Origin of the sequence: Micromonospora sp. NPDC049282 (assembly GCF_043197045.1) — a bacterium.
GTDB lineage: Bacteria > Actinomycetota > Actinomycetes > Mycobacteriales > Micromonosporaceae > Micromonospora.
In genome coordinates this window covers 15,036-28,408 of the sequence record NZ_JBICSL010000011.1, presented here as the reverse complement: position 1 = coordinate 28,408, position 13,373 = coordinate 15,036, and the positions used below count along the sequence as shown (strand labels likewise).

Below are 13,373 nucleotides of genomic sequence, written 5' to 3'. Positions count from 1 at the left end.
CTCGGTGCCGGACACGGTACGCTCCGTAAGCATCCGTCGGAGTTCCGGTCCGCCAGCTTCCGCGCAGAGGGGGTCGTCGTGCGTCCGATCCGACCCGGTGACCAGGGCCCCGCGGTGGCCGAGATCCGCACCGTCCTCGCCGGCCTGGAACTCCTCACCGGTGACGGCCGGGCCGACGACTACGACGCCCAGACGGAACGCGCGGTCCGCGCCTTCCAACAGTCGCGCGGCCTGAGCGTCGACGGCCGCGTCGGCGCGGAAACCTGGCGTGCGCTGGACGCGGCCCGCTGGCGGTTCGGCGCCCGCGCCCTCTACCACGCCGTCCCCGAGCCGCTGACCGGCGAGGACGTGCGATCACTCCAGGAACGCCTGCTCGAGATGGGATACGACGTGGGCCGCGCCGATGCCATCTACGGCATCCGCACCTCCCGCGCGGTGGCCCAGTTCCAACGCGAGACGGGGCTGAAACCGGACGGCGCGTGCGGCCCGCACACCGTCAACGCGCTGCGCCGCCTCGGCCGCAAGGTGGTCGGCGGACGACCGCAGTGGCTGCGCGAGTCCGACGCCATCCGCCAGGCGGGGCCGACGCTGGTCGGCCGGACCGTGGTGATCGACCCGGGTCACGGCGGCACCGACCCGGGCGTGGTGGTGCCCGACGGCACGCTGCGCTGGACCGAGGCGGACCTCGTGCACGACCTGGCCAGCCGGCTGGAGGGCCGGCTCGCGGCGGCCGGCGTACGGGTGCAGCTGACCCGGGGCCCGTCGCCGCTCACCTGCCTGCCGGACGCCGACCGGGCCCAGCTCGCCAACTCGCTCGGCGCGGACGTGTTCATCTCCCTGCACACCGACGGGCACGTCAACCCGGAGGCCGACGGGGTGGCCACCTACCACTACGGCACCGACAACGGCGTCACCTCGGCCACCGGGGAGCGCCTGGCCGGGCTGGTGCAGCGGGAGATCGTGGCCCGCACCGGGCTACGCGACTGCCGCACCCACGCCAAGGCGTGGGACCTGCTCCGGCTCACCCGGATGCCCGCGGTCCGCGTCGAGGTGGGCTACCTGACCTCTCCGCAGGACCGGGGGCGGCTGGTCGACCCCCGGTTCCGGGACCGGGTGGTCGAGGCGATCGTGGCCGGGGTGCAGCGGATGTACCTGCCGATCGAGCGGGACGTGCCGACCGGCTCGATCGACGTGAGCGAACTGCGGGCGATCGTGGCCGCCGGCACCGTGGTCGACTGAGCCGCTCTAGCTCGTCGACCGGGTGGCCGGCGCCGGACGGACCGGGCGCAGCAAGGTCTCCGGGCTCATCGAGCCGAGCAGCTTCTCCAACGCGTACTCGACGTCGGACTTCCAGCTCAACGCGGTGCGCAGCTCCAGGCGCAGGCGGGGATAGCGGGGGTGCGGTCGGACCGTCTTGAAGCCCACGGACAGGAAGAAGTCGGCCGGCGCGAGGCAGGCCCGGTTCGGGTCGTCCGCGTCGTCGCCGAACTTGGCGTCGCCGAACGCCTCGATCGCCTTGATGCCCCGCTTGGCGAGGTCGCGGGCAACGCCCTGCACGAGCATCCGACCCAGGCCGCCGTCGGCGAAGGCGGGCACCACGTGCGCCGTCGTCAGCAGCGCCGCGTCCGCCGAGACCGGCGAGGTGGGAAACGCCATCGAACGCGGAACGTACGCCGGCGGGGCGTACATGACGTAACCGGCGGGCATCCCGTCGACGTAGACCAGTTTTCCGCAGGAACCCCACTCCAGCAGTGTCTGGGAGACCCAGGCCTCCTTCTCCAGCCCCGGGTCGCCCGCCGCGCAGGCCCGCTCGGCGGAGACCGGATCCAGCTCCCAGTAGACGCACCGCCGGCAGGATCGGGGTAGGTCCTCCAGGGTGTCCAGGGTCAGGCTGACCAGACGTCGCGACATGAGCGCACCCCACAAAACAGTCTCGGAGCGTCGGCCACCGCGGTGTCCCGCCGCCCTCCTGCTCCCGACGAGCGATCGTACGCCCCTGCCCGCCGGTGCGGGAGAGGACGCGCGAACGCCCACCCGGGCGGCGGACGAGGGGGTCCGGGATGTGGACGTGTCCACACGGCGGGTTCCCTGCCGGTCACCAGGGACTACGATCGACCAATCGGCCGCGCGCCGCCATTGGATGCCGGCATCGCGGGTACCACACCGGGCGGCAGCCCCGCCGACACCCGATCGAGGTGATGTCATGACCGGCACGACGCTCGACGACTACACCGACCGGTACGCCAGGCGGGTGCGGGGGATGACCGCCTCCGAGATCCGGGCACTCTTCGCGGTGGCCAGCCGGCCGGAGGTCGTGTCGCTCGCCGGGGGCGCGCCCTACATCGCCGCGTTGCCGCTCGACGCGGTGGGCGAGATGCTCGGCCGGCTCGCCGCCGAGCACGGCACCACCACCCTCCAGTACGGCATCGGCCAGGGCACCCTGGAGTTGCGCGAGCGGATCTGCGAGGTGATGGCCCTCTCCGGGATCGACGCGTCGTGCGGCGCCTCCCCGGAGGACGTGGTGGTGACCGTCGGCGGCCAGCAGGCGCTCGACCTGGTGGCCCGCCTCTTCCTGGACCCGGGTGACGTGGTGCTCGCCGAGGGCCCGACGTACGTCGGCGCGCTCGGGGTGTTCCAGGCCGCCCAGGCCCAGGTGGCCCACGTGCCGATGGACGACGATGGGCTCATCCCGGAGGCGCTGGAGGTGGCCATCGCCGACCTGGCGCGGGCCGGCCGGCGGGTGAAGTTCCTGTACACCATCCCGACCTACCAGAACCCCGCAGGCGTGACGTTGAGCGAGGAGCGACGGCAACGGGTGCTCGACATCTGCGAACGCGCCGGGCTGCTCGTGGTGGAGGACGACCCGTACGGTCAGCTCGGTTTCTCCGGCGAGGCGCCCGCGCCGCTGCGGGCCCGGCGGCGCGACGGGGTCTTCTACCTGAGCACGTTCTCCAAGACCTTCGCTCCCGGCCTGCGGGTGGGCTGGATCCTGGCCCCGCACGCGGTCCGCGACAAGCTGGTCATCGCCAGCGAGGCGCAGATCCTCTGCCCGAGCGGATTCGCGCAGGCGGCCGTCTCCACCTACCTCGCCACCATGCCCTGGCGGGAGCAGCTCAAGACCTACCGCGAGATCTACCGCGAGCGGCGGGACGCGCTGCTCGACGCGATGGCCGACCTGATGCCCGAGGGGACCACCTGGACCACGCCCGCCGGCGGCCTCTTCGTCTGGGCGACCCTGCCCGACGGGCTCGACGCCAAGGCGATGATGCCGCGGGCCGTCGCCGCCCGGGTGGCATACGTGCCGGGCACCGGCTTCTACGCCGACGGGACGGGCACCGGGAACATGCGGCTGAACTTCTCCTTCCCGCCGCCCGAGCGGATCCGTGAGGGCGTACGCCGACTGGCCGGGGTGATGGAGCAGGAGATCGCCATGCGGAAGGTGTTCGGGGCGATCGGCGGCGCCGGGCCACGCCGTCGCCAGGGCGGCTCGGACACGCCCGGCCCCGACTTGGCATGATGCCCGCATGGCCGTCAGCCCTGCCGCAGACACACCCGTGACCGGATCCTCCGCCGACGAACTGCACGTGCTGGTGCTCGCCGGCGGTCTCTCCTACGAGCGGGACGTCTCGCTCCGGTCCGGCCGGCGCGTGCTCGACGCGCTGCGCGCGGTCGGCGTGGAGGCGGAACTGCGGGACGCCGACGTCGCGCTGCTGCCCGCGCTGACCGCCGACCCGCCGGACGCGGTGGTGATCGCCCTGCACGGGGCCACCGGTGAGGACGGCTCGCTGCGCGGCGTGCTCGACCTCTGCGACGTGCCCTACGTCGGCTGCGACGCCCGCTCCTCCCGGCTCGCCTGGGACAAGCCCTCGGCCAAGGCCGTGCTGCGCGAGGCCGGCATTCCCACGCCCGACTGGGTGGCGCTGCCGCACGACCGCTTCTCCGAGTTGGGCGCGGTCGCCGTCCTGGACCGGATCGTCGACCGCCTCGGGCTGCCGCTGATGGTCAAGCCGGCGCAGGGCGGGTCCGGGCTGGGCGCCGCCGTGGTCCGGGAGGCCGCGTCGCTGCCGGCCGCGATGGTCGGCTGTTTCGCGTACGACCAGACCGCGCTGGTGGAACGCTACGTGCCCGGGATGGACGTGGCGGTCTCCGTGCTCGACCTGGGCGAGGGCCCGCAGGCCCTGCCCCCGGTCGAGATTGTGCCCCGCAACGGCGTCTACGACTATGCCGCCCGCTACACCGCCGGGCGCACCACCTGGCACGCGCCCGCCCGGCTCGACCGGGCGACCACCACGCAGGTGACCGAGGTGGCGCTCGCCGCGCACACCGCACTCGGCCTGCGTGACGTGTCCCGGGTCGACCTGATCGTCGACGCGGAGGGTCGGCCGCACGTGCTTGAGGTCAACGTCTCCCCCGGGATGACGGAGACCTCGCTGCTGCCGCTGGCCATCCAGGCGGCCGGGCTCGACTTCGGTCGGGTCCTGGGCACGCTTGTCGGCCGGGCCGCCGCCCGCCGCCGGCCGAGCTGACTCAGCCGCCGGCGTCCGCCCCGGGCGCCGCGGTACGCCCACCCTTCGACGTTCCGCCTTCCTCTGCGGTGACCCGCTCGGTGCTGCCGTCCGCCTGGCCCGCCGCCTCGGTCTTGCCGGCTCCGGCGTGACCGCTGCCGCCATTCGACTCCGCGCCGCCGGTCGACTCCGCGCTGGCGTCCGGCGCCGCAGCGCCGTTCGAGCGTTTGCCGTCGTTCAAGCGTTCGTTGTCGTTCCGGCCGGCGTCACCGTCGTCCGCGGGTCCGCCGTTGCCGGTGGCAGGGACGATGGCCGCGCGGCCCGGCTCGACGGTCACGTGGCTCGGCTCGATGCCGTCAGCGTCCTCCTCCGCCGGCTCGGCCTCCGGGATCTCGTCGGCGGCTTCGATCACCGACGCGGCTTCCTCGTCGGGCTCCTCGGCCGCGCTCGCCGGTGACGGCGAGGAGAGGCTCGACGGGGCCTGCCACCGGATGCGGGGCGGCTCGGCGAGGGGGCGGCCGCCGAACTCGGCGAGCCACGCGGCCACATTGGCCAGATTCTCCCGCCACTGCTCCTCGGAGATCGGCGGCAGGATCGAATCCCACAGCGACAGGAACGTGCCGCGTAGTTGCAGCCGCCCGTACGGCCGGGCCAGGAACCACATGTGCAGGTGCGCGGAGCCGTCGCCCCATCGGTTGACGTGTACGCGGGCCACACCGTCCAGCGAGCGGATGGCCCGTTCCAGGCGGACGGTCATCACACCCAGCTCGGCGGCGAGCAGGTTCGGCAGGTCGCCGAGATCGAGGTGGGAGCGGGACTCCAGGATCAGGACCATGGGCAGCCCGGTGGGCCGGTCCATGGTGCGGACCCGCCACCGCTCACCGACCCAGATGTACGCCTCGTCGGGCGCATTGCAGGCCGTGCACTCCCGGTCGGCCTCACCCCGACGGGGAGGTTCGACCGGTACGGGATCGTCGAGTTGCTTGACGCGGATCTCGCCCTCGAACGGGAAGGAGGGCCACTGGGTGAAGTCCGGCACTGAGGGAGGGGTGTCCTGCACGACGCTGACCCTAACCGAGTTGGCGACGCCTGTCCCTACCTGCGCCCGGCGCAGATCCACCGCCCCCGGAGGATCCAGAACGGGTTGTCCACCACGTTGTCCACAGGGTGCCGAGATCACGACCACAGCGCGTCATCCACAGCTCAGCAACGGTTTCCGCCGTGTGTTTCACGTGAAACGGTGTGACCCTGTGGATAACTGCTGTGGATAACTTCTGGGGGTCGAAGGCACCGTTGGCACCTTCCTCCCCAACGAGCGAGACGCCGATCCCGCACCGGTCCGGGGCACCGATATCGCGTCGTTCGCGGGGACGGCCGCCACTGATCCACCCGCGGCGGGCCCGTCTCCCGTTTCACGTGAAACAGACGCCGGGAGTCCGGGCGGGGGCAAGAACGACGTCGCCTCGGTTTCACGTGAAACGAGGCGCCCGGATGCGGCGGCTCGGCCAGCCGCGGTGGCGGGACGCCTTGGCGTGGTCGCCGTCGCGGCGGCCATCACCAGCGACCGCCATCTCCGCCTCCATCGCGATCGGGTGGGCGAGAAGGCGGGCTCCGATACAGCTGCGGCGGACTGGTGGCGGCTGGCGGACCTTCTGGAGCAGCGGTGCCAGAAATCTGGGCGACACCTGTTCGAGAGAAGGCTGAGGCGGCCGCCGGTTGGCCAGGTTTCGATCAAGTGGCTCCAGAAGCCATGTCGTCTCTTCGCCAGGTGTTGGCGTGCTCCCGTCGAACAGGAAGGTCGCGGCCCCCGCCGGCGGCGGGAAGGTCCAGGCCCCGGCAGACGGGCGAAAGTCCCCGGTCCCGGCCCGGTCCCGGCACGGCACGGCACGGCACGGCACGGCACGGCACGGCACGGCACGGCACGGCACGGCACGGCACGGCCCGGCACGGCACGGCACGGCACGGCACGGCACGGCACGGCCCGGCACGGCCCGGCACGGCACGGCACGGCCCGGCCCGGCACGGCACGGCCCGGCACGGCACGGCCCGGCACGGCCCGGCGCGGCCCGGCGCGGCCGGACGGCCCTTGGCCGCCGGGCTGCGCTCGCGCTGGAGGCCGCGGCGCGGCGGCAGTTTCGACCCTGAGACGTCAGGAGGTCGAGCGGGCCGCTGGCCCGGTCCCTCGAGTCCCCCGGTGCGTACCGGTGGCGCAGACGCGGGCGTGAGCCGCACTGCGGGGGTCCATGTACAGGCGTCGGTCACGCCAGCGTCAGTCAGGCGGCGTCGTCGGGCCGGAAGCGCCGCTACCGGAGGCCGCCCCTGAAGCGCGGCCCGCTGATGCAGCAGCCAAAGGTGAACTCTGTGGCGGCTCGCTGTTGCAGCCCGCCGGGAGCGGCCGGAAGCCTTCGCGGGAAGATCGAGCCCCGTTTCACGTGAAACCGACGCCGGGCGCACGGGGCGGGTTGCACAGCAGTCTCGCGGCGTCCACGCAACGCCCGAGGGGCGCCCCGTTCACACTGGGCCCGGAACGACATCGGCCGCACCACGCGAAGGCGGTGCGGCCGGATCGGATCAACCCCGGGGTCACTCCTTGAGCTGCTCCTCCTCGCTCACCCCGATGATGCCGACGATCCGCTCCAGGTCGTCGACCGTCGCGAACTCGATCGTGATCTTGCCCTTGCTCCGGCCGATGTCGACCTTCACCCGGGTGTCGAACCGGTCGGAGAGCCGGTCGGCGAGATCCGAGAGCGCCGGGGCGTGGGCCTTGGTGCGACGCTTCGCCGCCGGGGCCTTCGCCGGCCCCTCAGCGAGCGCCAGAGCCACCAGTTCCTCGGTCCCGCGTACGGAGATGCCCTCGGCGACGATCCGCGTGGCGAGCTTCTCCTGCGCCTCGGCGTCGTCGAGGCTCAGCAGCGCCCTGGCATGACCGGCGGAGAGCACGCCGGCGGCGACGCGCCGCTGCACGACCGCGGGGAGGTTCATCAGCCGGATGGTGTTGGAGATCTGCGGACGGCTACGCCCGATCCGCCGCGCCAACTCCTCGTGGGTGGCGCCGAACTCCTCCAGCAGCTGCTGGTAGGCCGCCGCCTCTTCGAGCGGGTTCAGGTTGGCGCGGTGGATGTTCTCCAGCAGCGCGTCCCGCAGCATCGCGTCGTCCTTGGTGTCCCGGACGATGGCGGGGATGCTCTCCCGGCCGACCGCCTGGGCGGCACGCCAGCGCCGCTCACCCATGACGAGTTCATACTTCTCGCTGTCGAGCTGCCGGACGACGATCGGCTGGAGAAAGCCGACCTCCTGGATCGAGGTCTTCAGCTCCTCCAGCGCCTCCTCGTCGAAGACGTGCCGGGGCTGCTTCGGGTTCGGCACGATGGCGTCGACCGAGATCTCGGCGAAGCGGGCGCCGGGCACCGGGCTCAGTTCGATCTCGGGCTCGACGACCCGCGCGGCGCCGCCACCGACCTCGCCGGTCACGGCAGCGGACGCGCCGGCGGCAGGGGGAGCCGGGGAGGGAGCCGTCGGTGCGGCTTCCGTCTCGGTGCCGGCCGGCGCCGCGTCCGACGGGGGGCCGGTGGGGATGAGGGCGCCGAGCCCTCGACCCAGGCCGCCGCGGGGACGGTTCTTCATGCGACGCCTCCCAGCAACTTCTCCGTGCTACGCATTCCGGCTCACCGGCTCCTTGACCCCTCGTTCGGCGATCTCCTGGGCGGCCTCGAAGTAGCTCGTGGCACCCCGCGAACCGGGATCGTAGGTCATCACCGACTGGCCGTAGCTCGGCGCCTCGGAAACCCGCACGTTGCGGGGGATGACGGCCTGGAGGACCTTGTCACCGAAGTGGTTCCGGACGTCCTGCTCCACCGCGTCGGCCAGCCGGGTACGCCGGTCGTACATGGTCAGCAGGATGGTGGAGACCTCGAGCTTGGGGTTCAGGTGCTGGCGCACCAGGTTGATGTTGTTTATCAACTGGTTGAGGCCCTCCAGCGCGTAGTACTCGCACTGGATGGGGATCAGCACCTCCTGCGCGGCCACCAGCGCGTTGACCGTCAGCAGGCCGAGCGAGGGCGGGCAGTCGATGAAGACGTAGTCGAAGTGGCCCGGGTACGCCTCGATGGCGCGCGACAGGCGGGACTCCCGGGCGACCACCGAGACCAGCTCGATCTCGGCACCGGCCAGGTCTATGGTCGCCGGCACACACCACAGGTTGGGGATGCCCTCCACCGCCTGGGCCACCTCCGCGAGCGGCACGCTGTCGATCAGGCAGTCGTAGACGTCCGGCACCCCGGTGTGGTGCGGCACGTTGAGCCCGGTGGACGCGTTGCCCTGCGGGTCGAGGTCGACCACGAGCACTCGATTGCCGTGCAGCGCGAGCGCCACCGCGAGGTTCACGGTGGTGGTGGTCTTGCCCACGCCACCCTTCTGGTTGGCGACGCACATCACCCGGGTCCGGTCGGGGCGGGGCATGGAAACCTCGCCACTGGGATTCAGGATCTGCACGGCGCGCATCGCCTCCATAGCCAACGGTGGGTCATCCTCTTCGCGCGTCGGGGTTTCACGTGAAACGTACGTGTCAGCGCCGGTTTCCTCCGCGTACCCGGTCGCCGGTGGCGTGTCGGCCGGCACCGCTGTCGCCTCGACGGCGGCGGCGCCGGGCTGGTGCGGCACGGCGGAGGCCGGGGCCTGCGGCTCGAAGCGGGCGGAAACCGCGACGTTCGCGCGGGCCGCCGCCGGCCGGGGAGTCGGGGCGTTCACCGGGCCGTCGCTCGGATCGTGCGGGTCGCGGACCGGCGGCGTGTTGGCCGGCGCGGACGAAACCGGCCGTACGGCGCCGGCCGGCGGCACCTCCGGTCGCGGGGTCGGACCGACGGGGCGCGGGGATGCGTCACGGGGATCGTTCACCGCCCACTCCTGGTAGCTGGTTTCACGTGAAACGGGATCGCCGGGTGATCGCCCGTCGGCCCCGATCAGCCGTGGATCGTCGTTCCTGCCGTCGTCATGCACCTGTCATCCCTACCCGCTCCGGATGGTCGGTCCGCACCCGTCAAATCGGGCCCCGCACTTCGCGCGGCGTCACCGGCCCGGCGGGAACGGTCGGGGTCGGGTGCCGCCCGGCACCGCCGCTCCACACTATCGACGCGCGGTCAGCCTACGGCCGACGGGCGCGGCGGGTCCATGTCGGGTTGTGATCGATCCGGTCACGTCCCTTCAGGTCCAACGACCGGCGGGCCGTCCGGAAGCCTTACCGGGTCAGCGATCCCGATTCCGGCCACCGCGACTGCGACCACCGCGTGAGCGCTTCGGGCCCTTCGGCTTACGTGGGTTGACCACCCGCTCCCGGACCACCTCGACCACGGTGGCGGCGGGCTCGATCATCCCGACGCCGCACCGGTGCAGTTCGGGCTCCCCACCGCCGAGCCGGCCCACGGCGTCGGCGTGCTCGGTGATCTCCTCGGCCGCGGACGCGCCCTTGAGCGCCAGCAGCCGTCCGCCCGGCACCGTCAGCGGGAGGCACCAGGCGGCGAGTCGGTCCAGCGCGGCCACGGCTCGCGCCGTGACGATGTCGGCGGCCAGCGGATCGCGGTCCCGGGACCCGGCCGCCGCTTCCTCGGCCCGCCCCCGGAACACCCGGACCGACCGGGTCAGACCGAGACGTTGTACCGCCTCGACCAGGAAGGAGACCCGCCGGGCGAGCGGTTCGACAAGTGTCACGGTGAGATCGGGTCGCGCGATCGCCAGCACCAGGCCGGGCAGCCCGGCCCCGGAGCCGACGTCGATCACGCTGGCACCCTCCGGAATGCGCTCCGCCACCACCGCGCAGTTGAGCAGGTGCCGGTCCCAGAGCCGGGGCGTCTCGCGGGGCCCGATCAGGCCCCGGACCACGCCCTCGGTGGCCAGCAGTTCGGCGTACGCGGCGGCGAGGTCGAGCCGGTCGCCGAAGAGCGCCTCCGCGGCCTCCGCCAGCTCGGGCGGGAGGGACGCGTCGGCCGGATCCGGCATGGCGCCGGCCGCCGGCCCGCCTCCACTGTCCACGATGGACGTGGCGACGGCGGTCCCCGGCTCGGCGAACGCCGGCTCGGCCACGGCGTCCGGCTCGGCGAAGATCGGGTCGGCCTCGCCGGCCGGTACGTCGGACTCGACGGGGTCGGCGTCCACCGGCGGCTCGCCGGAGAAGTCAGGCGTCACCGGAGCGGCGGTGGGATCGACCTCGCCGGCGTCCATCGGCGGCGCTCCGGAGAAGTCAGGGTCGACCGCGGTCCCGGGCAGGTACGACGCGCCGGCCGCCTGTTCCTCGTCGGAGAAGATCGGATCGGGGCGCACAACCGACGGCCCGGGCGGCGTACCACCCGGGCCGGTCACGGCGTCCGCCGTCGTGTCGTCGGAAGCCACTGACCTCAGTCCGCCACCGGCCGGACGACGATGCGGCGGTTCGGCTCCACACCCTCCGACTCGCTCTCCACGCCGCTCATCGCGTTGACCACGTCGTGCACGCACTTGCGCTCGAACGCGGACATCGGCTCCAGGCGCACCTCTTCGCCGTGCTCCTTGACCTTCTCGACCGCGTTCTTGGCGACCGCGGCCAGTTCCTTGCGCCGGGCGGCCCGGTAGCCGCCGACATCGAGCAGGAGGCGGCTGGGCGTCCCGGTCTGCCGGAACACCGCCAGGCGGGTGAGTTCCTGGAGCGCCTCCAGCGTGGCGCCGCGCTGGCCGACCAGGTTCTGCAGGCGGGAGCCGACCACCTCGACGACCGGCCGGCCGCCGGAGACCAGTTCGTCGATGTCACCGTCGTAGTCGAGGATGTCCAGCAGACCCTCGACGTAATCGGCGGCGATCTCGCTCTGCCGGAACAGGTCGCTCTCGGCGGGGGCCTTCTTCTCCCTGACCTCGGACGTGCCCTCCCCGGTCTCGGTGGAGGCCGAGGGCTCCTCGTCCACGGACTGGTCGGCGCTGGGGATGCTGGTGTCGGTCACGGTCTCATCTCCGTACTCGCTCGGCCGGACCGTCGAGGTCCGCTGGTCTCCCGGGAGCCGGCGGGAGGTTCGCCGGATGCCTCTCGGGCACGTCCGTACGGGCCAGTTTCGCCCGTGACCGCGCGGTGCGCGGCGGTTCCGGCCCGGCGCCTACTCCTCGGGGCAGCTCGGGAACCGGACGGGCCACCGCCGGTCGCGGCGGTGGCCCGGGGTACTCAGCCCTGTCGCTTGGCGGGGCGGTTGCCGGCCTTCTTCGGGTTGACCGGCTTGGCGCCCGGCTTCGGGCCGGCCACCTTCGGCGCGGCGGCCGGCGCCTTGGCCACGGGCTGGGCGGTCTTGCGGCCGAGCAGGCCGGTCTTGGCCGGCTGGACCGGACTCTTGCCGCCGGTGGCGGTGGTCTTCTTCGGCGGCACCAGCGGCGGGAACTTCCGCAGCACCCACTGCTGCTGGCCGAGCGTGAAGAGGTTGTTGGTGACCCAGTAGATGATCACACCGATCGGGAAGATCGAGCCGGAGACGAGCAGCGAGACCGGGATGCCGTAGAGCATCAGACGCTGCACCATGCGCTGCTGCGGGTCCTCCGCCCAGCCGGTCTTGAGGATCATCTGCCGGCTGGTCAGGTAGGTCGTGGCGATCATGATGAGCACCAGGACACCGGCGATCACCTTCACCGTGCCGGTGTTCGCGCCCAGCGGGGCCAGGTCGGCGGCGGTGGAGCCGAACCGGCCGGAGATGGGGGCGGTGAAGAGCTTCGCGCTGGAGGCGCTGTTGAACTGGTCGACCGTCCAGCCGTAGAGGGTCTTGCCGCCGTTCTCCGGGTTGAGCCGCTTGAGCGTGTGGAACAGGCCCAGGAAGACCGGAATCTGGAGGAACATCGGAAGGCAGCCCATCAGGGGGTTGGCCTTTTCCTTCCGGTAGAGCTCCATCATCTCCTTCTGGAGCGTCTCCCGGTCACCCTTGTGCTTCTCCTGGAGCTCCTTCACCTTCGGCTGGAGCGCCTGCATGGCCCGCTGGGACTTGATCTGTTTGACGAAGACCGGGAACAGGATCACCCGGACGGTCACCACCAGGAAGATGATGGCGAGGATCCAGGCCCAGTTCGTGCCGATGACCGCGCCGACGGGCACCCCGATGGCGTCCCAGGCCGAGTGCCAGGTCAGCAGGATCCACGAGATCGCGAAGTAGATCCAGTCGAGACTCAATTCTCAGGCTCCAGTCACGTCGGCACGGCGGCGACCGCCCGGCTCCGGCACCGGGTCGTGTCCACCTGGGTGAAAGGGGTGGCAGCGCGACAGCCGCCGGACCGTCAGCCAGGCTCCCCGCAACGCACCGTGCCCGGACACCGCCTCCACGGCGTAGGCACTGCACGACGGGTAGAACCGGCAGCGGGCCGGCAGCGCCGGACTTATCCACCGACGGTACGCGATGATGGGTGCCAGCAGCATGCGGGCACCGGTAGTCGGCGACGGAGTCGCGGTCCCGCCGTTCATCGCGACCGCCGTCCCCGGGGGGCCCGTGCGGCGGCCAGGGCGGCGTCCAGGTCGGCGCCGAGCCGCGCGTACGTCGCGTCGGCGGCCGGCGGCAGGGCGCGTACGACCAGGGTGCTCCCGGCGGGGAGCTCGGCCAGACGCTCCCGGACCAGGTGCCGGAGCCGGCGGCGGACCTTGTTGCGGACCACCGCGCCGCCGACGGCCTTGGACACGACGAAGCCGGCGCGGCGGGGTGCGGAATTCTCCGCACCGCTGCTCCGCGCCGGCTCCGGCGAGGGCGTCACGGCGTCGGTGTCGGCCGGCTCCGGGAGCGTCAGGTGGACCACGACGGCACCGCGGCCGACGCGTCGGCCACCACGAACCGCTGCGGCGAAGTCGTTACTGCGCCGCAGTCGCTGTGCGGCGGCCAGCACGAC

General features: G+C 72.6%; 12 protein-coding genes. 3 read left to right on the top strand and 9 right to left on the bottom strand.

Annotated elements, in window-relative coordinates; genetic code table 11:
* The first annotated feature begins 78 nt into the window (after positions 1–78).
* Positions 79–1,239 (top strand): N-acetylmuramoyl-L-alanine amidase, encoded by a 1,161-nt coding sequence (locus ACGFI2_RS18545; RefSeq protein WP_393518253.1) that lies wholly within the window; start codon positions 79–81, stop codon positions 1,237–1,239.
* A gap of 6 nt (positions 1,240–1,245) precedes the next feature.
* On the opposite strand, the gene ACGFI2_RS18540 is transcribed toward ACGFI2_RS18545, so the two are convergent.
* Complete coding sequence (locus ACGFI2_RS18540) at positions 1,246–1,911, bottom strand: GNAT family N-acetyltransferase (protein WP_393518250.1); 666 nt, start codon at positions 1,909–1,911, stop codon at positions 1,246–1,248.
* A 292-nt stretch (positions 1,912–2,203) separates the two neighbouring features.
* On the opposite strand from ACGFI2_RS18540, the gene ACGFI2_RS18535 reads away from it, so the two are divergent.
* A complete protein-coding gene (locus ACGFI2_RS18535; RefSeq protein ID WP_393518247.1) occupies positions 2,204–3,517 on the top strand; it encodes a PLP-dependent aminotransferase family protein in 1,314 nt (437 codons plus the stop codon).
* A 7-nt stretch (positions 3,518–3,524) separates the two neighbouring features.
* Positions 3,525–4,526, top strand: coding sequence for a D-alanine--D-alanine ligase (locus ACGFI2_RS18530; protein ID WP_393518245.1), 1,002 nt, complete (start codon positions 3,525–3,527; stop codon positions 4,524–4,526).
* 1 nt (position 4,527) lies between these two features.
* Here the strand turns inward: ACGFI2_RS18530 and ACGFI2_RS18525 are convergent, their stop codons facing one another.
* The 8 genes from ACGFI2_RS18525 to rnpA all read right to left on the bottom strand — a co-directional run bounded on the left by ACGFI2_RS18525 (position 4,528) and on the right by rnpA (position 13,370).
* Positions 4,528–5,544 (bottom strand): hypothetical protein, encoded by a 1,017-nt coding sequence (locus ACGFI2_RS18525; protein WP_393518770.1) that lies wholly within the window; start codon positions 5,542–5,544, stop codon positions 4,528–4,530.
* A gap of 1,544 nt (positions 5,545–7,088) precedes the next feature.
* On the bottom strand, positions 7,089–8,129 hold the full coding sequence (locus ACGFI2_RS18520) for a ParB/RepB/Spo0J family partition protein (protein ID WP_393518242.1): 1,041 nt from the start codon (positions 8,127–8,129) through the stop codon (positions 7,089–7,091).
* A 27-nt stretch (positions 8,130–8,156) separates the two neighbouring features.
* Positions 8,157–9,500, bottom strand: a complete 1,344-nt coding sequence (locus tag ACGFI2_RS18515) for an AAA family ATPase (protein ID WP_393518239.1) — start codon at positions 9,498–9,500, stop codon at positions 8,157–8,159.
* A 246-nt stretch (positions 9,501–9,746) separates the two neighbouring features.
* Positions 9,747–10,496, bottom strand: a complete 750-nt coding sequence (rsmG, locus tag ACGFI2_RS18510; protein WP_393518767.1) for a 16S rRNA (guanine(527)-N(7))-methyltransferase RsmG — start codon at positions 10,494–10,496, stop codon at positions 9,747–9,749.
* 395 nt (positions 10,497–10,891) lie between these two features.
* Positions 10,892–11,467 carry a protein jag gene (locus tag ACGFI2_RS18505; protein ID WP_393518236.1) on the bottom strand — a complete coding sequence of 192 codons (576 nt, stop codon included), beginning with the start codon at positions 11,465–11,467 and terminating at the stop codon, positions 10,892–10,894.
* A 215-nt stretch (positions 11,468–11,682) separates the two neighbouring features.
* Positions 11,683–12,669 carry a membrane protein insertase YidC gene (gene yidC / locus ACGFI2_RS18500; protein ID WP_393518233.1) on the bottom strand — a complete coding sequence of 329 codons (987 nt, stop codon included), beginning with the start codon at positions 12,667–12,669 and terminating at the stop codon, positions 11,683–11,685.
* 3 nt (positions 12,670–12,672) lie between these two features.
* Positions 12,673–12,912 carry a membrane protein insertion efficiency factor YidD gene (gene yidD / locus ACGFI2_RS18495; RefSeq protein WP_393518230.1) on the bottom strand — a complete coding sequence of 80 codons (240 nt, stop codon included), beginning with the start codon at positions 12,910–12,912 and terminating at the stop codon, positions 12,673–12,675.
* A 41-nt stretch (positions 12,913–12,953) separates the two neighbouring features.
* Positions 12,954–13,370, bottom strand: a complete 417-nt coding sequence (gene rnpA / locus ACGFI2_RS18490; protein ID WP_393518227.1) for a ribonuclease P protein component — start codon at positions 13,368–13,370, stop codon at positions 12,954–12,956.
* Between the last annotated feature and the right edge of the window lie 3 nt (positions 13,371–13,373).